Raw genomic sequence first — 21,519 nt, forward strand, 5'->3', positions numbered from 1 at the left:
GCAACCCACACCTCTGTGAATCTTTCCTCAGCCTTACCTGTTAGGACCTGCTTTTTGCTCTTCACCCTAACTTTTGACAACCCGATAGCTTTTGCACAACTATCACGCTGTAGGGAGTTTACGTGTGTCCCTTCAGGGCGTTACCCCTTCATTTGAACAACACCATATCAGTTGTATCAGTAGCTTTTTCTTTTACGGACGGCTACTGACCCCGCTGTCTATTCAACAAGCGGAACGTCTCGTCCGATGGAACTCGTCAATATAATATCTGGTCGATTTACCGGCAGAACGGTTGGCAGTTACACGCCCCCAGACCTGATCCTGAACGATCAGCATACCGATTTTTTTCAGCTGATTGCCCAGCTCCTTAATGTCGAAGCACACCAGACGATTCTGAATATCCACATTGGTTCTGTTGTTAAACAGTTTCAGAGAACCCTTAACATAGATTTCCAAGGCGGTCGCTACATGGTGGGCTTCCTTTTCGTCCTGTTTCAGAAGGGCATCATACAAATCCTCAAGGATCGGCATATTCTCAGGGGCAGGATTGTCGAAATATCTCTGGTAAATCTGATGCACACAACGGTCGATAACCGTCTTTTCGATAGGCTGCAAGCCATCCTTACTGCCCATAATCAACTCACAGAGGGACAGGATAAAATCAGCTTTCAGTGCTACCGGGTTGTCATCCTCAGAGTAGTTCAGGTTGATGTCCATAGGGTTGATATAGTTGGTACTGGAGGAGCTGATTTTTACCACCTGACCATTGAACTTGTGAACCAGAGCCGCATATTCCGCTTCGGGGTCGCAGATGATAATATCGTCATCCGTAACCAGGAACGCATTGGTGATTTCACGCTTTGCGGAAAAGGATTTACCGGAACCGGGAGTACCCAGAATCAGTCCGTTGGGGTTCTTGAGCTTCTTTCTGTCCACCATGATAAGGTTGTTCGACAGAGCATTCAGCCCGTAATAGAGCGTTTCTCCACCATTCTGGAACAGCTCCTGCGTGGTGAAAGGCACAAAAATAGCCGTGGAACTGGTAGTCAGGCCACGACGAATCTCAATCAGGTTTTGTGCCAAAGGCAGGCTGCTCATCAGTCCGGATTCCTGCTGAAAATCCAAACGACGCAGATTGCAGTTATGCTTCTGGGCGATGCTCTGTGCCTGGAACACATTGTTCTCCAGTTCCTGCTCGGTGCGCCCGGTGTTCAGCACCAGAAATGTCACCATGAACATTCGCTCATTCTGGCTCTGCAATTCTTTCAGAAGTGACTTCGCATCTTTACCATAGGTAGCAAGGTCAGATGGGATAATGTCCATGTCATAGCCAGAACGCACAGCCTTTTTCTGTTCCTCGATTTTGGAACGGTCAAGCTCGGTGATGATTCTCTTGATGGTCTTAATCGCCGCAGTCTGGTCAACCGACTGGATGTGCATGGTCACGATCTGCGTGGATTCCATATCCAGAAAATCCGCCAGCATACGATCAGACAGGTCTGATGCCGTAATTGCCAGATAAGACATCGAACCGAAGATACTGCCCATCTGGAAGGTGCGGTTGGTCTTAAAGGCAAACGCCGTCGGAGCAATGAAGTCCTTTACGGACAGCCCGGATTCCACAAGATACTTCCAATCGAAGAAGAACTTATCATTATCACCCATGTGGAACATAGAGTGCATCAGATGCAGCCGCTCTTTGCCGTTCATGGTAGTGGCAATGACACCCAAACGCCGAAAGTTATTGAGCAGATCGTTTTCGATATGGTTGAGTCTCGGCTTTGCCTGCCGCATGGATTCGGCTTCAATGCCGAATGTCAGGTACTTGGTTTTGGTCAAGCCGTTGTTGCCCTGCGCCAACTGCTTTTTCAGCATCTGGCTATACTCGGCACGGACGGGATTGAAGCTGTCCTTCTTGAACGGGATACGGATACTCTTTTCAAAGCTTTCAGCATCGGTACTCAGGTTCATAAAGGAAAGCTCAAAGTGAATGGAGCTGTCAAAGAAATTCAGGAAACTGCACCACTCATCGAAGATGGCAGTCTTATCTTCCTGCTGTGCCAGCTGATAGTTGATGTCCTGAAACTGAATGGTCTTGGTGTAATAACTGTCAGTGACACGGCAGATGCCATCCGGGAACATTCTCTGAAAGGGAATGGACTGCTGTGCAGTCTGCGGAATACCGTTGTCCTTCTTTGCCCGTTCCACAACAGCTTTAATTTCTCGCTGCTGCTTCCGATTCAGATTTGCAGGCATTTTGATGTTTCTTGCCTGTGGCTTCTTTTTGAAAAACAATTCGTTCAACCTCCTTTTCCAGTTTGTACTGACGCATCAAAGCGTCATAATAGTTGTCCGTCTGATAAGGGCGAACCTTGGGACGAACGAATTTGGTCTGAATGAAGTGTTCTACAACCACTTCCAACGGCTGACTATCCTTTTCATACATTGCCAGAAAGAACAACGGTAACATGACGATCATCATGGACAGTGCTGCAAGGCTCACATTTCCGGTTGCTTTGACCAGAAAGAAAATCGGCACTCCGATGAGCGCCGCCGCACCAAAGCAAAGTAACTGCCGTTTCGTCAGATTGAAGAACACTTTTGTTTTTACCCTCGTCAGGTCACGAGGTACGGGAATATACGCTGCCAAACAATTTCCTCCTTCCCTTAGTGAGCGCTGAATACACCCTTCGCAAGCGAACCAGTCTTAAACAGGGTGAAGCACAAAAGGACGGTGTAGCCCATAACACCCCAGATAGAACCGATGATGTCATCACTGAATGCGATAGACTGAATCAGCACCGCATAAATGCCCACGCAGATCATAATCAGGAATCCCTGGAATCCGATTGCAAACAGCGAACGCAGATAATTCTGTCCGATATTGCTCTGTTCTCTGTTTCCAAAAGTGGAAAGCGGAATCGGGGCAAGGCTGACCATCAGATAAATTTCAATCATTCGACCGTAGACGATCACAAAGATGATGATTGCCAAAGCGGACATCGTGACCTGCACGATAAAGGATTGCAGGAACAAGCCGAGCAAAGGACCCAAATCCATTGCCATCAGCGTTTCTTCCATTGTTTCCAATGCCGAAGCATCTATGGCAGTATTTCCGGATATGATACCGGCGCTTGCGTTTATAACGTGCTGTGTCACATCAAACACAGCCATCGTGATATTGAATGTGTTTGTGATTAACATGACCGCAACAAAAGTCTTGAACACCCATTTGAAGAAGATCCAGGTTTCAAAATTTGCCAGATTGTTGTGGTCAATAATCATCTGAATTAGCTCATAACAGGCAATGAAGGTCAGAATCAAGCCTGCGATTGGGATAATCACTGACTCGGAGATGTTTCGTACCATGGCAAAGACACCCGGCGAAAAATTCGCCGGGGTCATGCCAACGAAGGTTGCTATCTCGCCAACCTGGTTGTTGACGGACTCAAACATCCCCGACAGATTTCCCATAATAGCTGAAACGAGCATTTCTTTCAGCCAGTCTGTGATCTGTTGGAGTATGCTGTCCAAAGGCGATTACCTCCTTGTTTTGTGATTAACCGAACAGTCCGGAGAGCAGAGGTACAAGGGTGGTGCCGATGAGGGCAACACCGCCGCCAGCCATGAGCTGCTTCATGCCCTGGGACTTTGCGCCGGGGTTATCGTTGCCGTAGCCCTCAAGCAGATTGATTGCACCCCAGATGCCAAGACCTGCGCCCAGAGCGATAACGAGAGTCTGAAGAACGGTTACTGCGCTATTGAAAAATGCCATAATATTTTCCTCCTAAAATTTGAAATTGTTTTGAGAATAGAAAAAGCCCTCCGTACTACCGGCATCAAAACCGGACGGAAGGCTTAGTTTACGAGAATCTTTTCAAGGAACTCCTCGACGGTTATCACGCCAAGTTTCTGTTCCATTCTGCTTCTTGCATATTCAGTTTCACAATCATATATATCACCACCACCTTTCATAAGAAACAGCCAATACATTGACTGCAACAAATCTTCACGAGAAGCACAGATTGTCGGTGAAAAAACGACAGGTGAAACCTTCAGAACCTCTGCGAGTTTCGCTGTGGTTTCTGCATTAGGGGTTCGAGCGTTTTTCTCATACTGAGCAATACGGACATCCGCTGTTTTCTCGGAATACCCCATCAGGAGTCCAAGCTCTTTCTGGGTAAGGCGGCGAAATCGTCTAACGAACTTCAATCGCTGCCCAATAGAGGTATCCGTGATCCACCAAGTCATTTTTTTTACACCTCGCTTTCTGCAAATTCTCGATATACAACCTCATTTTTTGCTCTGCGCTTGCCTACGGCTTCACTGGGAGCAAGGTCAGGGTAGGTTGCCTGCACTTTCTGTCTGCTTCTGCGGACAGTTTCAAACCCCGGAAAGCTGCGTCTATCCAGTTCCTTCAAAAACACAGGAACCGTCATGGCATGAATGTCGATGCCACGCAGACCGGAATAGTGTTCCAGTACCATCAGGTACAAATGATTGTCGGTATTTCTTGCCTTGTGGTCGTGTTCCAAGATGTTCTTAACCAGGGCAGATACCGTTTTCAGATTTTCCAAACAGAAACCTCCTTAATCCGCATCGACTACCACAAACTCATCACCTGCCTTGAGCTTCAACCTTCGACTCAGAAACTGCTCAATGTTGAACTCATTTCTCTTATCAAAGTCTGATGTGTACTTATAATTGGGGTGCTGCGTCAGATCGTACTTGTCAGAAAGAAACGGTCTGACACCACGCAACTGCAAAATACACTTGCTGCCATCCAGAACCGCAAGCTCATCTACGCTCGCAAGGTCTTTGCCTAACTTCTGATAATTCAAGCCGTAAGACGGGCTGTTACCTCTGGTGTTGGAGGTGTTGTAGGTGTCGATAGTTTCTTTTCCCAATGCCTGATTCAGTTCTTTGAGCGTGGTTGGCTCAGAACCACCCAGGAAAATTCGGGAATCCATGTTGCCGATGATGGTATCGGCATTGTCTTTATAAATGGCTTTCAGCTGTGATTGTGCCTGGAGAACAAGGCAAGCCGATATTTCACGGCTTCGGATTGTCGCTACCAGTTTTTCCAGATTGGGAATCTGACCGATGTTTGCCATCTCATCAATCAAGCAGCGCACATGAACCGGCAGTCTGCCGCCGTACACATCATCTGCTTTCTCGCACAACAAGTTGAACAGCTGTGTGTAAATCATGGAGATCAAAAAATTAAACGTCGCATCCGTATCTGACATAATCAGAAAGAGCGCCGTTTTCTTATCTCCGAGAGTATCCAACTGCAACTCGTCATAGGCAGTCACATCTCTGACCTCCTGAATATCAAAAGGAGCCAGACGAGCGCCGCAGGAAATCAAAATCGACTTAGCGGTCTTGCCGGCAGCCAGCTTGTATTTTTTATACTGACGGACTGCAAAGTGATTCGGCTTTTTCTTTTCCAGGGCTTCAAACATCAGATCCACCGGGTTCTGGAACTCCTCATCATCTTCCCGCACCTCCATTGCGTTCAGGAACTCAATCAGGGTGGAGAAATTCTGTTCCTCAACCGGAGCTTCATAGTGGATATATCCGATCAAGGCACAGTAGAGCAGCGTTTCCGCCTATAGTGATAGGTAATCCTTTGAAGTTATCGCCGGATTTTCCCCACTCCACACCGGACGTGCGACTTTCACCGCATCCGGCGTTCCATCGGTTGTTTTCACAAGCATTTAATCAATCACCAAATGAAATGTTAGTTTTCTATTGCGGACAAACCAGCCTGCTGGCGCAGACTGTTCACTTTTAACATCAGTTCCTTTGTTGCCTTGAGCGTGTCGGCTATCTCTTTTAGCTCATTCTTAGGACACTCTTGCAGGAGTGGAAGAAATCTATTATGGAACAAAATCATATTTCGATAGCGTTCCTTGCCGCCCAATTCTGCCGGTGTTTTCAGCCAGCATACTATGTCAGCCGCATTTTCAAAGAGTTCCCCACTTAGCGCACATTTTCCACGTTGAGCCGAGAATAGTGAAATCCTGCTGTCAGTAAGTTCTGTGCTTCGCCCCATAGACGGTTGATTCCTCAAACCTGATAGAACAGATGAGTTCATACTTAGGTTCGTGTGTATCAATGCCCGTCCCTCTACCGTGTAACTGCAAACCGCCGCTTTCTTTGCCATCGGTATCTTGTTCTTGATGTATGCGATAGGGTAGATAGGTTGGTCGATTCCAGATACATACCGTATCATTGCCGACTTTCCAAACCGTTCTTTTTCGCTCTCGGTCATTGCGCCGCCCTCTCGAACAAGTCTGCACCCGGTTTCTGTATTGAGCCGATTTGTTAAAACTGTCATGACCTGTCTGTGGATTTTCCTGCAATCAATGCTGATGCAGGTGGCAAGTTGAAAATAATTCTGTATTCCCAGAACCATTGAATTGTACAGCCGTATTTCGTCCAAAGGTCTTTTTCCCTCTGAAGGTCGGGCAATTCGTTTCGCCTGTTCCACCAGTTTTTGCCTTTCCAGTTCCAACTTTTTGTCACAGATATGAGATTGCACGATGTACTTCCTGCTTTTCGGTCTGACTCGTATCTTAAACCCAAGAAACTCTGAATAGCGTTTTCTAACATTGACTATCCTTGTTTTCTCTGGCGATACCTCCAACCTCAGCCTCTCGGTTATCCATGCCGTTACAGCCTCTTTCGTTCTCAAAGCGTCCTCTTTATTCCGGCAGAAAATTCTGAAATCATCTGCATATCTCACGATATACATTTCTTTCAACCCTGTTTTCCTCATTTTGAGGAATGCCTTGCTCCGGTCAAAAGTAATCGAGTTTCTGATTTTCCTCTCATACCCGTATTCCTTTACAAGAGGGTGGTTCTGCCATTGGCTCTCAACCCATTTGTCCAGTTCATTCAGCACGATATTGGCAAGCAACGGTGAAATGATACCGCCTTGCGGAGTGCCTTTGTCTGGAATGAGTGTAGTGCCGTCTGGCATTCTAATCGGTGCTTTCAGAATCCGCTTGATAATAAAAATCAACTGTTTGTCGTGTATTCCCATTGCCCATATTTGCCGCATTAGCTTGCTGTGATTTACGTTGTCGAAAAATCCTTTTATATCAAACTCAATCACATAATGCAGGTTCATGCGTTGAAGCATGGTGTAAGTTTTCTGCACGGCGTGTTCCACGGAACGGTTCGGGCGAAAGCCGTAACTGTTGTCGCTGAATTTCGCTTCGCAGATTGGCTCTATGACCTGTTTGATACATTGCTGTACCAGCCTGTCCCAGATACAGGGAATACCTAACGGTCTGGTTTTTCCGTTTGGTTTCGGAATGTCTTTGCGTCTTACCGGCTTTGGGCGGTATCCGTGCTGACTTCCTGTGACAATAAACCTCACTTTCTCTGCAACTGTTTCGGGCGGTAAACACCCGATGTCACTGATGTTTTTGTTGTCTGTTCCTGCTGTGTAGCTTCCTCCGTTTGCTTTGATGTTCCGATATGCCAGAAGAATGTTGTCCCGGCTCAGAATTAAATCCATAAGGTCGGTAAAATTTTCTCCTCCAAACTTCGATGATAGAGTTCATCAAAAACTGGCTGCATACCGTAATACTCGGCATGACGTAAGTCATCTACACATAGAGTTTTGTTTTTCTTTGGCATAAGGCATCACCTCCTTTTTGCGAAAGTGACCCTTTTGGTCTTACTCGAATCCTTATGTTGGATTGAATAATGCCTGCTTATCTCAACCGACTTGTGGCCATTCCTCCGTAGCTCACATAACGCAAGCACATCATAGGTTCGACCACTACTTTTCAGCAGCAGTTCGTCTGCTTATTGTTTTTCGTCAGACTATTCCTTGCGGAATCTGCTGCCTTTCCTCGTTCCGATAGTTCTATCTGTTCATACATACCCATAGGTTCCTGCTATAGACCTGTCGGCTTGCCTGTGCCTGTAACACAGCATGGTCGTTCGTAGGATCAATTTCTACTAAACCACACCGACTGCGCATTAACGCACCCACACATTTCTGCGTGGTCTTCTTTTAGACCTGTACATTCGCAGGTTCGTCAGTCCGCCCGCCAAAGCGAACATTCTAACCATAGGTATCTTATAGACTCTCGGCTTATAGGTAACACAGTCTGCCTCCAGACCGCTTTCGACCACTTTAGGCAGTGGTTACGGTTACTCTCAGCCTTTGTCATGGGGCTTCGTACACCAGCCATTACAGCTAATGCACGCCCATCAAGGGTAGGCGTTTCAGGGCGTTACCCCGTCATTCCACCTATCAAACTACCAGTTCTCCGAACAACGGAAAACCGTTGCTCGTGCGCAGACTTTTACCGTCTGCGAACGAGTCGCACTCGTCCAGAACTCATCACCGGCTTTTCCATCACCCTTTGTGTTGGCAATCAGCGTTGTCACCAGTTTCAGAATGTCTTTTTCTGAATGGATATAGGCAAATGGGTTATAGTGCATCGACTTCTGAAAGTTGATGGTGTTGAAAATCTTGATGGTGTAGCCATGCTTCAAAAGGGCGTTGCCGCACTCAATCACGATGCTGCCTTTCGGGTTTTGTCAATAAGGATAGAGAAAAAAGTAAATTATTTTTATGAGGTTACAACATCGGATTGAATAAGGCGCAGTACCTTGTCGGTAAAGGTTTCCCGGCTGGTCTGGCTGAAATGGAAATAAATATCAAAGGTCGTACCGCCAACGGTCTTTACCATATCGGTGGCGGTACGTCCGGGGCGGGTGAAGCGTTGCCGCCCGCCATCACGGGCAGGGGATGGCCTTGCCCTCTCTGCTGGTGCTGTCGCTCCCCTCCGGGGCGGGGATGGTGCTGGTGATCGTCATGCTGGGGTCGTAGGTCATAGGCTCTCCTTTCATCATTCATCAAAGTTAATCCACGTGAGCGCCATTTTGCCGCCCACGTTGGAGTGGGGAAGGGGAATGTATTAGTCCCCTTTGAGGACTGTCCACAAGCCCCCTGATTGCAAGGCTTTTCAGCCTCTAAATGTCCACGCCTGCGGCGTTCCCGTTCGCTGGCAGCTTTCTTTCTCCGGCGCACATTGGCGGCGCACTCGTCACAGTATTTGCCCCGATTGGAGCGCGGCACGAACATCGCCCCGCACTCGGCACAGGGCCGCGCCTGTCCTCGGTGGAGCAAGGCGGCACACAACCCCTTGTCTGTTGGCAGGACGGCGGCGCGGAACCATTTACAGACCAGGGAATAGGTGATACTCTGGACGCAGACACAAGGCTCCCAGCCGTCATCAAGAGCAAGACAGTTGCCGCCGTCATAATTGCAGCAGTCATGCACCAGCCGCCGGACGGCTCGGTACTGCTGGTAGGTCAGTCGGGGAATGCCGTTCACCGCTCCACCTCCCGGCGTTTCTGCTGGGTCTGCTCCTGCTGGTGTATGGCAGCATCGGCGTTCCGCTTCACCTGTTGAAGCCGCCGCAAATCGTCTTGGATAGGCTTGTACTGCTCATACTCGGCTGTGTACTCCTGGTGAAGCCTCGCCTGTTCCTGTTCCCACGCATGAACGGGGATTTTACCAGCAGGGGAACGGTGCTTGTCCAGCTTCCGGCGGGCCATGTGGAACGTCCTCAACTCGTTCTCATGCTCCCTCTCGAATTTTTCCCGCTTGCCCTTCCACTTGATACCCTGCAACTCGTCATAGACGGGCTTGGTGTCTCGGTAGAGGTCAACAAGGCGAAGCAGTTCCTTCAATTCGTTCAGACGGTCACGCTTCGCTTTCATGGATGTGTTGATGGCCTCCGTTCGTTCACTCTGGGCGGCGATATGGGTCTCTAAATCTTCCAGCGTAGCGATGCCCCTCTCGGTCAGAAAATTGATGGCCTCGGCAAAACCTTTAAGATTTCCAATCCTGGCGTTGCGGCTCCATGCTCCGGCGTTCCGGCCCTCATAGTAGTCGGTCAGCAGGGCGGCAAGGGTCGGGGCCTGGGGCTTGCTCAATTCTTCTTTTATGGCCTTAATCCAATCCGTCAGGCCGGCGATTTTCTTCCGAATATCCCGCAGAATGTTGTTGGCCTTTTTTATCCAGCGGTTCAGATCGCCCTTGTCGGTGGGGATGCCCTTGGCCTCCATCTGGCGGACGGCCACGCCCTCATGGACGGTGGGCAGCAGGTCAAGGCCCTGACGCTCATAGGAGCGGTGGTCGATGCGGCAGGTCAGCCCCTTTTCCTCAAACTTGGCGTTCACCATAGCGGCCCACGCCTCCCGCCAATGTTCCAGTGTTTCCGGGCTTCCCCAGTCGGTAGTGGGAACAGCGTCAAAGAGGGCTTGCCGTCCTCTCCCATAATGCGGTTCCCGTCCTCGTCCAGACGGTAGCGGCGGCGCTGCTTGCACCCCCATTTGCCGTCTGGCTCAATGGGCCGGATGGGGCAGAGAACATGAAAGTGCGGGTTAGGAATACCGCCGTCCTCCTTGTCCGGCTGGTGGATGGCAAAGTCGGCAATCATGCCCCGGCCCACAAGCTGCTCCGAAACAAATTGCCTTGCAAGAGCGATGTTTTCCTCCAATGAAAACTCGTTCTGCAAGGCAATGTCAAAGCTATATGCAAGCTGGGCTTTCTTGCCGCGCTCGGCCTTCTCCACGGCGTTCCAGAGGGTGGCGCGGTCTTGGTACTGGTTGGGGGCCTGGGGCGGCAGGAGAATGTCTGTGCAGACCACGCCGCCCTTGTGGGTGTAGTCGCTGACCTCGCCATAGTATTCGCTATACAATTTCTCCCCGGCTCGGTAGGCGGCGGACGTGACAACAGACTGTCCCGCGCTCCGTTTGACCTGGGTAACGTGGAGATGGAACAGGGCCAATTATCCGCTTTCCTGCTGGTCAGTGGCTTGGCTCACCAGGGCGGCAACTTCCGGCAGGGAAAAGACCTTTTCCATCAAAAGAAAAAAGGCCCTTTCGCTCATGCCGCGCACCTCCGGGGCGATACTCTCCACCGCTCCGCCACGGGTGATAAGTCGGTGGTTTCGCTTCTTCCTTTCGCCTTGGGTGTAGTAGCGGATGCGGTTCTCATACCGCTGGCCTCTGTGCTGGTACTGCTCCAACTTAGCGGTGGCCTCAGCATACTCTTTCTCTAATTCTTCGCGTGACTTGTCCATCGTGTTTGACCTCCTTCTTGGCAAAACAAAAGACCGTCTACCTGCTGTGTCGGGTAAACGGTCAAGGGTAACGGTATTCGGTTTTAGCCTCGCTGGAAAGGTGCAGACGCAGAGCGGATGTACCTTTCCAGCGAGGGCGCAGGGATAGCCGCAAAGCGGCGCAAGGGCGCAGCCCCTTGTACGGAGCGGAGCGACGCAAACGGCCCGGACTTTCGGAAGTCCGGGCCGTAGCCTCGCAGAGCGCACGATACATGGTCGCAGACCATGTATAGAAGTGCGCCCTTTGTTCCAAAGGGATTTTATAAGTCCATCATTGATGGGAGAATTTTGTTGAACATATGGCGCACCTTATCAATCCGGGTGTTTGGGCGGCGTGGCTGAAAAACTGGTTCGCCGCTGGCGATTTGATACCCCTTCAATTCTGTTAAACAAACGCTTCTCCCGTTTGTATAAAAGGTGAGGTCATTGCGGTACTCTTGCACACAGCGGGCAGGGATTTCGCCAGTAAAAATCACCTCGCTGTTTTTAACCTGGGTCGTTTCAATACTCGCGCAATATTTTGGTGCGTCATGATAAGCTCTGGAGAGATATTCCTGCGGCGCATAGAGTGTAAAAGAAAGATATGGTTCCAATAGCTGCGTCCCCGCCTTTTTCAACACCTGCTCCAATACAATAGGTGCCAATGACCGAAAGTCTGCGGGAGTGCTGACCGGACTATAATAAAGCCCATACTCAAAACAGATTTTACAGTCCGTTACCTTCCATCCATACACGCCTTGTTCCAGACCGTAGCGGATACCATCCAATACAGCGTTTTGAAAACTCTGATTCAAGTATCCAACGGAAACTTTGCTCTCATACTGCACTCCGGTGCCAAGGGGGAGAGGGGTGACGGACAGCCCGATGGACGCCCAGAATGGATTGGGCGGCACTTCGATATGAATGGTGTGACTTACCGCTTTCAATGGCCTCTCCATATAGATGACGGTAGGTTCTTTTGCAGTTGTGTTGAGCTGATATTTTTCCACCAGAAGATCAGAGATAATTTCCAATTGTACCCGGCCCAAAAAGGAGAGAATGATCTCATGGGTCACAGCGTCTACTTCATAGCGCAGAAGCGGGTCGGTATCCGCAATTTCTGTCAAGGCGTTTAACAAGCGTTCCCTCTGTTCTGGTTTCTCTGGTGCAATTGTTGTCCGCAGCAAAGGGAGAGGATTGTCGCTCCACGTTTCACGGGGCAGCAGCAGTTTGTTTCCCAGCACATCATTCAGCCGCAAACTGTCGCAGGGTACAATGACGATCTCGCCCGCATGGGCAATCTCTGTTCGGACAATCTCACCCTTTGAGGGGATACGCATTTCCGTAATTTTCAGTTTTTCTTTCCCTGCCAAGGCTACGGAATCCCGCAAATGAAGCGTACCGCTATACAACCGCAGATAGGCAAGGCGTTGGCTCTGGTTTGCGTACTCAACTTTGAACACAGTTCCGCACAATTCAGAGCTGTTCTGCCCGGTGGGTGATTGGAATGTATCTGTGACCGCTTCAATGAGTTGTCGGATTCCCAAGTTTACCTTGGCACTGCCATGATAGACCGGAAACAGAGAGACGCTTTGGATTCTCCTGTTTTCCTCCCGCAGAAGTTCTTCTTTGTCCATTGGTTCTCCGGCAATATATTTCTCCAACAATTCATCACAGTCCGCAATCACGGTATCCCAATTCTCCAGCCCCATGTTTTCCATGATGGATATATCCGGGGAAAGCTGCACGTTCTGCTTAATAATCATATTTGCGGAGAGCTTATCTCGGATAGACTGATACACACCTGGCAGGTCAATCCCGTCCTGGTCGATTTTGTTAATAAAGATAACAGTTGGGATTTTCATTACTTGCAGAGCATGAAACAGAATACGGGTCTGCGCCTGAACGCCGTCTTTTGCAGAAACAACCAAAATCGCTCCGTCAAGAATGGCAAGGGAGCGATAGACCTCCGCTAAGAAATCCATATGCCCAGGAGTATCCACAATGTTGACCTTACAATCGTGCCACTGAAAGGAAGTGACCGCCGTTTGAATGGTGATTCCACGCTGCCGCTCTAAAAACATGGTGTCCGTTCTCGTTGTTCCCTGATCCACACTGCCGGGCGCCTCGATTGCTCCGCTGGTATATAACAGGCTCTCCGTCAAGGTCGTCTTACCTGCGTCTACATGAGCAAGAATGCCAATATTGATGATTTTCATATGATTGTCCTCCATACAAGGCCCAGAAGGGCGCAAAAATCCCCAGCGACAAATACTTTTACCGCTGGGGATGATAGGTAGGACACACATGAAAACTGCGGCCAAGGCTGGCCGTTGTCTATCACGATATGAAATGAAAAGGCAAAAGTATTCTTAAATTGGGTACAAAAACCAAGCCCTCTCCTTGAGGACGTTTGTCTTTGTTCCCATTATCAAATTTTATTTAAGAATACCTTGCCGCATATTGATAAACTCCTTTGCTTGGATTTTTTTATAGTATAGCATATCAAATTCCCAAAAGCAACCCTGTTAAGATAAATTTTTTCTGTCACTGCACCTCCATATCTCTCTCGTGTATACGCCATACGCAACTCTTTTCAAAAAGAAGTGGACGCGCTGGCAAAGCTGTGGTAGAATGAAACGAAAGAAGGTGAGGATGGTGGAGCTCAAAACGACAATCGCCCAGGGACTGCACGTCACAGATGACAGCGCGGGTTATGATGCCGCCTGTAAGCGTGTCCTGTCTGAAAAGGCAATCCTGGCGCGGATTATGAAGTCCTGCCTGGAAGAATACAAGGATTGCGATGTCAATGATATTGCCGAGAAGTACATTGAGGGCCAACCCCAGGTGTCCGCCGTCCCGGTGCTGCCGGACGAGGGTGGCACAGTCATCAGCGGCATGGACACCGAGGACAAATCGGTGCGCGAGGGGACAGTCACCTATGACATTCGCTTCCGCGCCATCGTTCCCGACTCCGAGGAACAAATTGCCCTCATCATCAACGTGGAGGCCCAGAACGATTTTTACCCCGGCTATCCGCTGATAAAGCGTGGCATATACTACTGTTGCCGCATGATTTCTTCCCAGTACGGCAGGGAGTTCACTGGCTCCCATTATGAGAAAATCAAGAAGGTCTACTCCATCTGGATTTGCATGAAACCGCCGCAGTATCGAGAGAACACCATTACCCGGTATCGGCTGGTGGAAGAATATCTGGTCGGCGAGGGCAAAGAACCCATCAGGAATTATGATTTGCTGTCCATCATCATGCTGTGCCTTGGCGGGCCGGATGGGTCAAATTATGACGGCGTATTGCGGATGCTGGATGTGCTTCTCTCCAACGAAACCAGCGAGGCGGAAAAGCGGAAAATTTTGCAGGACGATTACGACATTCAAATGACGCAGACAATGGAAAGGGAGGTGTCGGTCATGTGTAATTTGAGCAAGGGCGTTGAGGAAAAAGGCGTTGCTAAAGGTATCTTGTCCTCTATCAAAAACCTCATGGAAACGATGGGGCTGACCATTGAACAGGCTATGGCGGCGCTGAAAGTCCCGGAGGGCGAACGTCAGAAATATATGGATTTGCTGGAACGGCAGTAATGACAAAAACGCCACGGACTATCGTTGTCCCTGGCGTTTTCTGTATCTACGTTAGCTGACTTGAGCAGCTTCGGCTTCTGCCTGTTTCTTCCTGTGGTAGTTCTCCCGCCTCGCGGCAAGCATACGTTCATACCGGGCCTGGGCTTCGGGATCTCCGGCGGCAGCGTCCGCATACATTTTCTGACGGGACTTCTTTACCGCTTCTGACTGTTGCGCTCTCTGCTGCGCCAACTCTGCCGCCGCTACCGGGTCGGTTTCGGCGCGGGCTTTCAAATCCTGCAAAGCCGCCTTTTTCCGATTGCGATGGGCTTCCAGCCGTTCCGCTTCTTCTAGGGTGAGAGGCAAACCTGCCTCGGCACATCTGGCAAGTTCTTTCAACGTCCGCTGTTGGGGCTTCGGGGCTGTGCGGACTTCTGCCTGTCACGCCACGCTTTGTGCTGCTCGGCTTTCTTCTGGCGGTGCGCCGCAAGCCGCTCCGCTTCCTCCGGGGTGAGATCGGCTCCATCCAGCTTGGCGAGTTCCTTCAGTGAGCGTTTGCGAGGCTTCTCTGGCTGACTGGCCTTTTTCTTGTCGCGTTGCTTCTGCTGATAGGCCCGATTGCGCTCTAACCGCCGTTCTTCCTCCGCCTGTTCCTCCGGGGTCAACAGGCCCGCCCGCTTCCTCGCGGTAAACTCCCGGCGCTCCTGCTTGTACCTCTCATACCGAACCTGGGCAAGCACCTGGGAGCGTTCCTCTTTCTCTGCCTGTTCCTCCTGCTGGCGGCGTTCTTCCTCCTGCTCCATCGGGGTCACAATGTCGGCGGGAACCTCAAACGCGCCAATGAAATTGAAATAGAAATCTAACCGCTGACGGCGCTGCTTTCCCCGTCCGTTGCCCTCATGGACAACGATTTTCTCGATAAACTCATTGAGAATGGGCGTAGTCAGTTCCGAAAAATCGGTGTACCGCTTGGCAAGGTCGATAAACTCCGTCATTCTCACCCGGTCGGCGTTCCAGTTGTCCAGCAAGCCCTGCCACTCCGTCATGGAGGCTTCCAGCGCGGCCTGTTCCTCGTCATACTCGGCAAGGAGACGGCTGAAATGCTTATCCGGCAGCTTGCCCGTGGCGTTGGCCTCGTACAGCTTCTTCACCAGTCCGTCCAGTTCGGCGTGGCGCTTCTTCGCCTGGACAATCTGTTTCCGGCAATCCTTGACTGCTTCCTCCTGGCGCAGACTGGATGCCTTTCGAACCCGCTGAACAAACTCCTGCTCGTTGTTGCGGACATACCAGCTTATCCGCTGGATGGCGGAGAGGATCGCCGCTTCCAGCTTTTGCGTGGCAACATAGTGAATGGTGCAATCCTCCATAGGTGCCCGGTATCTGGAACAGGTGAAAGCATCGTCAATGTACTTGCCTTGGACAAGACTGTTGTGGTGGGTCAGCTTTGCGCCGCAGTCGGCACAGTAGAGCAGTCCGGTTAAACGGTTAGGGGCATTACTCCGCTTGGGTGTCCGGCGCTTGGTTTCCCGCAAACGCTGAACATTGTGCCACGTTTCTTCGTCAATGATGGCGGGGACGGCTCCCTCAAATACAAATTGTTCCTCTGGCATTGTCCTGCGGGTGCTTTTAGTCTTGTAGTTCTCACAGACAGTCTTGCCCAGCACCTTGCGCCCCAGGTACTCCGGCCTTTTAAGAATATAACCCAGGGTGGTGGCAGACCATGCGTAGGGGTCGCGGTAGCTGTTGGCTCGAACAGGACAGCCGATACGCTTCCAGTGTTCGGAAGGGATGGGGATTTGCTCGGCCCGCAGCGTTCGGGCGATGCCGTTGACGCTCTGACCGTCCATGACCATCTGAAAGATGCGGCGCACAACGGCGGCAGCTTCCTCGTCGATCACCCACTCGCCCTTTTCTTCTTTTGAGGCGAGATAGCCATAGGGGACGGCCCCCGAACAGCGCAGGCCCTTTTCCATTCTGGACTTGAAAACGGTCTTGATTTTGCGGCTGGTGTCAGCAACGTACCACTCATTTATCACATCCCGGAAGATGGACATAATATCAAATCCATTGGCGGTGTCCAGGTTGTCATTGGCGGCGATAAAGCGGACGTTGTACTCGTCAAAGGTGCGTTTGAGCAAGCCGACCTCCACCACGTCACGGCCTATTCTGCTCTGGTCTTTGACAATGACGGTAGCCACATTTCCGGCCCGTATCTCGTCCACCATAGCGTCCAGGCCGGGCCGCTTGAAGGTCGTTCCCCGCACCCCGTCATCGGTGAAGTGGCGGACATTAGTGAAGCCATTTTTTCGGGCGTAGTCCTCCAGGATGCGCTTTTGATTTTCTACGGACACGCTCTCGTCAGACCGCCCATCGTCGTGAGATAACCTTTCGTACAATGCTGTGATTTTACCCTTTTGCTCCTGCTTCCTCATGTGTGTAACCTCCTGTTTTGTATTTTCACGACCTTTCTATCCTTATTATAGTGACCCTTTCGGGTCAGTGACCACATAGGAACTGTGCATCTGGAGAAGGTTTGGCTTCAACCAAAAGCGAGTTTTACCGGAACCCGAACCGCCGATAATCAGAACATTCTTATTTCGGGCATTGGCAGGATTCTTCGGGCGATTGCTCATCATCAGCCGCTCCGTTTTCGTCAGGATCACATTGTCCTCGAACTTTGGTGCAATAAACGGCTCAATATCTTTTGCCGTTCCCCAACGAGCAGAACCGTACTCAACATTGTGTCGGTACTTCTTTGCGTTTTTGCCTTTTAGATAGACAGCCAGCCGAAGTCCTGCGCCGCAGAGAATACCAATCAGCAAATCCAACGGGTGAAAGCTGGGAAACGGATTGTTCAGGGCTATCGGAAGGGCATGAAAAAAGCTGAGGATTTTCGCAGATGAATCTGCCCCCTCAGCCAATCTCCATGCTTCTCCTAAATTCGTAGCGAACAACCCTACCAGAAAATACGGTAAATTCAGAATCAGGAGCTTTTTCATTTTTCTCTTATCCATCACAGATCACGCTCCTGTTTCTTCTCTCGAACCTTCTTCGGAATCGCTGCGACAATTTCCTTGAACTTCTTCAGCTGCGCCAGAACGCTCGGCTTTTCATTCTTGGTTAATGCCCTTGCCTGATGTTCCTTGCAGATTGCATCCAAAGCATCTGCATCTTTAGAACGGACAAAAACAAGAAACCGGGGAGGATCAACGGACTTATCTTTTCTTACGGCAAAGTCCACGCCATACTTCTTGGCGAGCTTTTCAAAATCACGGATACTCTCTTTGTCGATCTCAACATTCGTAGCACCCTGATTCTGTCCCAAAAGCTGTTTCACGGATTGCTTTCCATGAACGGCAGGGTCTCGTGCCTTTTTCATCTTCACTTTTTCCCGGTGCTGCAAATACTTGCGGATACCGGCAATGATAGTGCGCCCCGTCAGCTTGGTTGTGCTGATCGCCAGGTTTACTGTTCTGTTTTCAACTTCTTCCTGCATGATTCATCACCTCCTGCAAGCAGTAGAGTGAACAGATTATCGTGCCATATCTCTGTGGTCGTAATACAGATTGCCCTTGGCAACTGCGGCATGGCTGATAATCTTGATATTGCCAGCTTTCTGGTTATCCAGAGCCTTCTGATAACCCACATCGCTCAAATACAGGCGATTTCTTTCGCCTTTCCAACCGACAGGCGATTCATCGGTCAGCACATCGAAAATAATCATGTGCTTGGTGGCGTCATCAAATCGTGCCAAGTCCATATAGGTATGTCCCTGGTACTCCTTGGCACCATCCTGAATCCGCTTTCGCTCCATCAGCTCTCCAATCGTCGAATTTCTTTGCATAAGAACCTCCTTACAGAACATCTCGGTCAGGGTTACTTTTGTGGGGAACCGAATCAGCTTTGACAGGTGCATCTTCTTTCTTCACCATGTCATCCGGCAGGGGAAGCGCCATAATGCTGCGCCCCATGCGTACAAAAGTCTCAGGCTGATGAAAGTGTTCCTCAAACTGCTTCATCAGTTCCGGGGACAGAGAACAAAAATCATCCTCGCCCAATCCCACAACCAGAAAATCACCGGCGATAATGTCATAAATATCGCCGTCATCATCACGCAGCGCACGGTTCAGTTCTTTGCCTACGAGTTTACCTTCGTCGTGCATCACCAGTGCAACCGGCTCATTGAACGGATAAGTTGCCTCAATATCGCCACCTACGGCTTTCTGCAAATCCTCCAGCTCACAGCCGATCTGCACAGCCTGCGGATACATGAACGGCTTTACCAGCAACACATTCATGGTATCTGCCTGTTCTTTCTGAACCTCCCGTTCCTCGGTCGTGCCGAACGCAACACCGGTAAAGTTTTCGGAGTCCAGAATGTACTCCGAATTGTAATAAGCGGCTCTAACCTGTTCCTCTGCCGCATCGTGAGATTCTGCTTGCACCGTAACCGTTTTCTCCAAGGTTTCGGTGATCTTCACATCGTATTCTTTCAAGTTTCGATACCTCCGTTTCTTTGGAAATAAGAAAAGCGACCATCCATGAACCTGTTACAGTTCATAAATAGTCGCATCCACATCGGCTAAAAGCTCGAACAAGCAAATATCGTCCAGTTCGCAAATCAGGGAACCCATGTCGAAGAAAATATCGTCCTCGCATTCCACCGTAGTAACCACGCTGCGGTGTTCGTTAAGACAAATGGCTTCTTCCTTGTCCATCGTGATCGTAGACATACAGGACACCACATAGAATGTCATATCTTCTGCTAACCACAGCTCCTTGCTCTGAATCGTGCGAACTTTTTCATCGCCGCTCATATCTTCTACATAGGACAGAAGCCGCACGGCTCTGCTGTTCAGAAGTACCTTTCCCTGATAGTCGATACCCTCACCAGCAGAGGACAATACTCGATACTCGCTAATCATCTCGGCATTTTTCTGAAACGACTTTGCCAGAAGCGCAGGAGAAATATCATCGAACTCCTCACTGTAGTTTACGAGCATATCTACCATATAATCAGGATCGCAAAGGTCGTAGAGTTCTTCCAAAGCGCCCTGAATGTTTTTGGGTGTAAACATTTTTTACCTTACCTTTCCATTGATTTTTCTCTTTTTTTCTGCCATTGCTCCAAAAGCTGAATGATTTTATCCTCCATCTGCTTGTTGGTATAGGACTTCGGGAAGTATTTTCGCAACGAATCCGTTTTGAAGGTTACTCTGTCCAGCTCTCCCTTCTTGATTTCATTCATAATCTCGCACATCGCATCCAGCGTACACTCGCCCTCCTGTGCGAGCTTTTTAATTCGCTGTGCTTGCGAAAGGGAAGGAGCTGCTTGAGCATAATCCATTGCAGAAAGAAAATCCTTCTGTTCTTCACTTGCCAGATAGGAAAGCTCCACCGCAGGATTGAATTTGATCTGACCCGTATCTACCATATCCAGCAGTTCCGGAATCAGTTCGGTCAGACGGATATAACGGTGTACCTGATTTCTGCTTTCTCCTGCCTCCTGACCGACTATATCCATTGCCTGCAACTTCATCCCAACTTGGGATGAAGTTAAATCGGTGCGTTGACCTTGATGTTTAATCGCATCCAGCTTCATCTTATAAGCAAATGCTCTTTCACTCGGCAGGATACTCTCCCTCTGCAAATTCGCATCAACCATCAAAATAATGGCTGCATCATCGTCCAGGTCACGAACAATCGCAGGCATGGTTTCCTTACCCGCAAGCTCCGATGCCCGGTGCCGCCTGTGACCAGAAACGATTTCATAACCACCGTCGGGGTCAGGACGGACAATCGCAGGAGTGAGAACTCCGAAATCTCGGACGCTCTCTGCCGTTTTCATCATTTCTTCATCATCAACCACACGGAAGGGGTGTCCCTCAAAGGGGTGTAGCTCAGAAAGCGGAATTTCCTGCACACGCTCCTGCTGGGCTTCAGCTCTGGATTGATCGGTGGAGAAAATATCATCGTACCCCTTCAAGCTGATGTTTGCGCCTTTTTTCTGCATTGTTTAACACCTCCTTCGTCAGAATTTTATAGGCTTCGGCAACTTTGCCTTTGGGATCATGCTTGAAGATACTGGTTCCCTCTGCGCTGATTTCCTCTGCACGGACAGAGCGGGGAATGTCGGTCTTGTAAACCTTCAGCTTTCCGCCGTAGCTCTCCCGAATCAGATTGCTGATGTCTTTGGAGTAGTTGGTGCGGCTGTCCACCATCGTCAGAAGAATCCCTTCAATCCTCAGTTTCGGGTTGATTTGCCTCTTGACCTTGTTGATGGTTCCAAGCAGCTGTTCCAGACCCTTTGCAGGAAGGTATGCTGCCTGAACCGGTATCAGCACATTGTCGGCAGCTGCCAACGCATTGACGGTCAGCATACCCAAAGACGGCATACAGTCAAGAAGAATGTAATCATAATTCTGTTTGACTGTATCCAGGTATTGCCGGAGAATGGTTTCCCGGCTCATGGCATTGACCAGTGCTACCTCCATACCTGAGAGTTCGATGTTGGACGGCACCAAATCAACGCCCTCCGGATGATGAAGAATCCCTTCATCGGGAGTAATAGGGTTTTCCATCATAATCTTTCCCATCAGATCGGAAAGTGTCGGAGACAGATCATCCGGGCAGGGATTGCCCAAACTGACCGTCAGGGAAGCCTGGGGATCGGTGTCTACCAGAAGCACCTTTTTTCCTTCAAGAGCCAAGCCAACGCCCAGATTCTCGGTGGTGGTGGTCTTTCCAGTGCCTCCTTTCTGATTGACCACCGCAATGATGGTTGCTTTTTTCGACATTT

The 21,519-nt window shown here is 49.8% G+C and carries 17 protein-coding genes and 7 pseudogenes; 1 reads left to right on the forward strand and 23 read right to left on the reverse strand.

Annotated features, from left to right (window positions below; genetic code table 11):
* Positions 1 to 246 precede the first annotated feature (246 nt).
* The 14 genes and pseudogenes from PXT33_RS04565 to tet form a co-directional block, all read right to left on the reverse strand.
* Positions 247 to 2,256 (reverse strand): annotated as a pseudogene (locus PXT33_RS04565) (VirB4-like conjugal transfer ATPase, CD1110 family); the annotation flags it as partial.
* The gene (locus tag PXT33_RS04570; protein ID WP_002304375.1) at positions 2,216 to 2,650 is read right to left on the reverse strand and encodes a PrgI family protein; all 435 of its coding nucleotides are present in this window, start codon (positions 2,648 to 2,650) and stop codon (positions 2,216 to 2,218) included. The pseudogene PXT33_RS04565 and the gene PXT33_RS04570, both read right to left, overlap by 41 nt.
* 17 nt (positions 2,651 to 2,667) lie before the next feature.
* Positions 2,668 to 3,534: a VirB6/TrbL-like conjugal transfer protein, CD1112 family gene (locus tag PXT33_RS04575; RefSeq protein ID WP_332376008.1), complete on the reverse strand. Its 867-nt coding sequence runs from the start codon at positions 3,532 to 3,534 to the stop codon at positions 2,668 to 2,670.
* Between the two features lie 25 nt (positions 3,535 to 3,559).
* A complete protein-coding gene (locus tag PXT33_RS04580; RefSeq protein WP_002576404.1) occupies positions 3,560 to 3,775 on the reverse strand; it encodes a Maff2 family mobile element protein in 216 nt (71 codons plus the stop codon).
* A gap of 83 nt (positions 3,776 to 3,858) precedes the next feature.
* The gene (locus tag PXT33_RS04585) at positions 3,859 to 4,251 is read right to left on the reverse strand and encodes a helix-turn-helix domain-containing protein (RefSeq protein WP_002304334.1); all 393 of its coding nucleotides are present in this window, start codon (positions 4,249 to 4,251) and stop codon (positions 3,859 to 3,861) included.
* 5 nt (positions 4,252 to 4,256) lie between these two features.
* A complete protein-coding gene (locus tag PXT33_RS04590; RefSeq protein WP_002304332.1) occupies positions 4,257 to 4,577 on the reverse strand; it encodes a hypothetical protein in 321 nt (106 codons plus the stop codon).
* Positions 4,578 to 4,589: 12 nt separating this feature from the next.
* A pseudogene (locus PXT33_RS04595) lies at positions 4,590 to 5,612 on the reverse strand (VirD4-like conjugal transfer protein, CD1115 family); the annotation flags it as partial.
* 131 nt (positions 5,613 to 5,743) lie between these two features.
* Positions 5,744 to 7,653, reverse strand: a pseudogene (gene ltrA / locus PXT33_RS04600) (group II intron reverse transcriptase/maturase).
* A gap of 666 nt (positions 7,654 to 8,319) precedes the next feature.
* Positions 8,320 to 8,565, reverse strand: a pseudogene (locus PXT33_RS04605) (type IV secretory system conjugative DNA transfer family protein); the annotation flags it as partial.
* Positions 8,566 to 8,600: 35 nt separating this feature from the next.
* On the reverse strand, positions 8,601 to 8,720 hold the full coding sequence (locus tag PXT33_RS04610; RefSeq protein WP_347070289.1) for a transposon-encoded TnpW family protein: 120 nt from the start codon (positions 8,718 to 8,720) through the stop codon (positions 8,601 to 8,603).
* Between the two features lie 269 nt (positions 8,721 to 8,989).
* Positions 8,990 to 9,367, reverse strand: a pseudogene (locus PXT33_RS04615) (cysteine-rich VLP domain-containing protein); the annotation flags it as partial.
* Positions 9,364 to 10,829: pseudogene (gene mobQ, locus PXT33_RS14795) on the reverse strand (MobQ family relaxase). The pseudogenes mobQ and PXT33_RS04615, both read right to left, overlap by 4 nt.
* On the reverse strand, positions 10,830 to 11,123 hold the full coding sequence (locus tag PXT33_RS04630) for a DUF3847 domain-containing protein (protein WP_021631985.1): 294 nt from the start codon (positions 11,121 to 11,123) through the stop codon (positions 10,830 to 10,832). It abuts the pseudogene before it with no gap.
* Positions 11,124 to 11,422: 299 nt separating this feature from the next.
* The gene (gene tet / locus PXT33_RS04635) at positions 11,423 to 13,360 is read right to left on the reverse strand and encodes a TetM/TetW/TetO/TetS family tetracycline resistance ribosomal protection protein (RefSeq protein WP_035300359.1); all 1,938 of its coding nucleotides are present in this window, start codon (positions 13,358 to 13,360) and stop codon (positions 11,423 to 11,425) included.
* 436 nt (positions 13,361 to 13,796) lie between these two features.
* Between tet and PXT33_RS04640 the strand changes: the two genes are divergently transcribed.
* Positions 13,797 to 14,741 carry a hypothetical protein gene (locus PXT33_RS04640; RefSeq protein ID WP_117810788.1) on the forward strand — a complete coding sequence of 315 codons (945 nt, stop codon included), beginning with the start codon at positions 13,797 to 13,799 and terminating at the stop codon, positions 14,739 to 14,741.
* A gap of 51 nt (positions 14,742 to 14,792) precedes the next feature.
* Here the strand turns inward: PXT33_RS04640 and PXT33_RS04645 are convergent, their stop codons facing one another.
* From PXT33_RS04645 to PXT33_RS04685, 9 genes and pseudogenes are all read right to left on the reverse strand, one after another.
* Positions 14,793 to 15,023: a hypothetical protein gene (locus PXT33_RS04645; RefSeq protein WP_347070415.1), complete on the reverse strand. Its 231-nt coding sequence runs from the start codon at positions 15,021 to 15,023 to the stop codon at positions 14,793 to 14,795.
* A gap of 92 nt (positions 15,024 to 15,115) precedes the next feature.
* Positions 15,116 to 17,152, reverse strand: a complete 2,037-nt coding sequence (locus PXT33_RS04650; RefSeq protein WP_347070416.1) for a recombinase family protein — start codon at positions 17,150 to 17,152, stop codon at positions 15,116 to 15,118.
* Positions 17,153 to 17,200: 48 nt separating this feature from the next.
* Positions 17,201 to 17,734, reverse strand: a pseudogene (locus tag PXT33_RS04655) (type IV secretory system conjugative DNA transfer family protein); the annotation flags it as partial.
* Positions 17,734 to 18,216, reverse strand: a complete 483-nt coding sequence (locus PXT33_RS04660) for a PcfB family protein (RefSeq protein WP_002304320.1) — start codon at positions 18,214 to 18,216, stop codon at positions 17,734 to 17,736. The gene PXT33_RS04660 and the pseudogene PXT33_RS04655, both read right to left, overlap by 1 nt.
* A 36-nt stretch (positions 18,217 to 18,252) precedes the next feature.
* Positions 18,253 to 18,564, reverse strand: coding sequence for a DUF5720 family protein (locus tag PXT33_RS04665; protein ID WP_002304317.1), 312 nt, complete (start codon positions 18,562 to 18,564; stop codon positions 18,253 to 18,255).
* 10 nt (positions 18,565 to 18,574) lie between these two features.
* Positions 18,575 to 19,216, reverse strand: a complete 642-nt coding sequence (locus PXT33_RS04670) for a DUF3846 domain-containing protein (RefSeq protein ID WP_002588969.1) — start codon at positions 19,214 to 19,216, stop codon at positions 18,575 to 18,577.
* Positions 19,217 to 19,270: 54 nt separating this feature from the next.
* Positions 19,271 to 19,798, reverse strand: a complete 528-nt coding sequence (locus PXT33_RS04675) for a hypothetical protein (protein ID WP_002304315.1) — start codon at positions 19,796 to 19,798, stop codon at positions 19,271 to 19,273.
* An 8-nt stretch (positions 19,799 to 19,806) separates the two neighbouring features.
* Entirely contained in the window at positions 19,807 to 20,733 is a 927-nt protein-coding gene (locus PXT33_RS04680; RefSeq protein WP_002304314.1) for a ParB/RepB/Spo0J family partition protein, read from the reverse strand.
* Positions 20,690 to 21,517 carry a ParA family protein gene (locus PXT33_RS04685; protein ID WP_002304313.1) on the reverse strand — a complete coding sequence of 276 codons (828 nt, stop codon included), beginning with the start codon at positions 21,515 to 21,517 and terminating at the stop codon, positions 20,690 to 20,692. Before PXT33_RS04685 ends, PXT33_RS04680 begins: the two co-directional genes overlap by 44 nt.
* Between the last annotated feature and the right edge of the window lie 2 nt (positions 21,518 to 21,519).

It is taken from the genome of Faecalibacterium taiwanense, assembly GCF_036632915.2.
Classification (GTDB): domain Bacteria; phylum Bacillota; class Clostridia; order Oscillospirales; family Ruminococcaceae; genus Faecalibacterium; species Faecalibacterium taiwanense.

Coding starts and splice junctions, on each gene's coding strand:
- PXT33_RS04675 (WP_002304315.1), bottom strand. CDS start 19,798: ATGTTTACACCCAAAAACATTCAGGGCGCTTTGGAAGAACTCTACGAC.
- tet (WP_035300359.1), bottom strand. CDS start 13,360: ATGAAAATCATCAATATTGGCATTCTTGCTCATGTAGACGCAGGTAAG.
- PXT33_RS04630 (WP_021631985.1), bottom strand. CDS start 11,123: ATGGACAAGTCACGCGAAGAATTAGAGAAAGAGTATGCTGAGGCCACC.
- PXT33_RS04640 (WP_117810788.1), top strand. CDS start 13,797: ATGGTGGAGCTCAAAACGACAATCGCCCAGGGACTGCACGTCACAGAT.
- PXT33_RS04610 (WP_347070289.1), bottom strand. CDS start 8,720: ATGGTAAAGACCGTTGGCGGTACGACCTTTGATATTTATTTCCATTTC.
- PXT33_RS04580 (WP_002576404.1), bottom strand. CDS start 3,775: ATGGCATTTTTCAATAGCGCAGTAACCGTTCTTCAGACTCTCGTTATC.
- PXT33_RS04680 (WP_002304314.1), bottom strand. CDS start 20,733: ATGCAGAAAAAAGGCGCAAACATCAGCTTGAAGGGGTACGATGATATT.
- PXT33_RS04650 (WP_347070416.1), bottom strand. CDS start 17,152: ATGAGGAAGCAGGAGCAAAAGGGTAAAATCACAGCATTGTACGAAAGG.
- PXT33_RS04685 (WP_002304313.1), bottom strand. CDS start 21,517: ATGTCGAAAAAAGCAACCATCATTGCGGTGGTCAATCAGAAAGGAGGC.
- PXT33_RS04660 (WP_002304320.1), bottom strand. CDS start 18,216: ATGCAGGAAGAAGTTGAAAACAGAACAGTAAACCTGGCGATCAGCACA.
- PXT33_RS04665 (WP_002304317.1), bottom strand. CDS start 18,564: ATGCAAAGAAATTCGACGATTGGAGAGCTGATGGAGCGAAAGCGGATT.
- PXT33_RS04585 (WP_002304334.1), bottom strand. CDS start 4,251: ATGACTTGGTGGATCACGGATACCTCTATTGGGCAGCGATTGAAGTTC.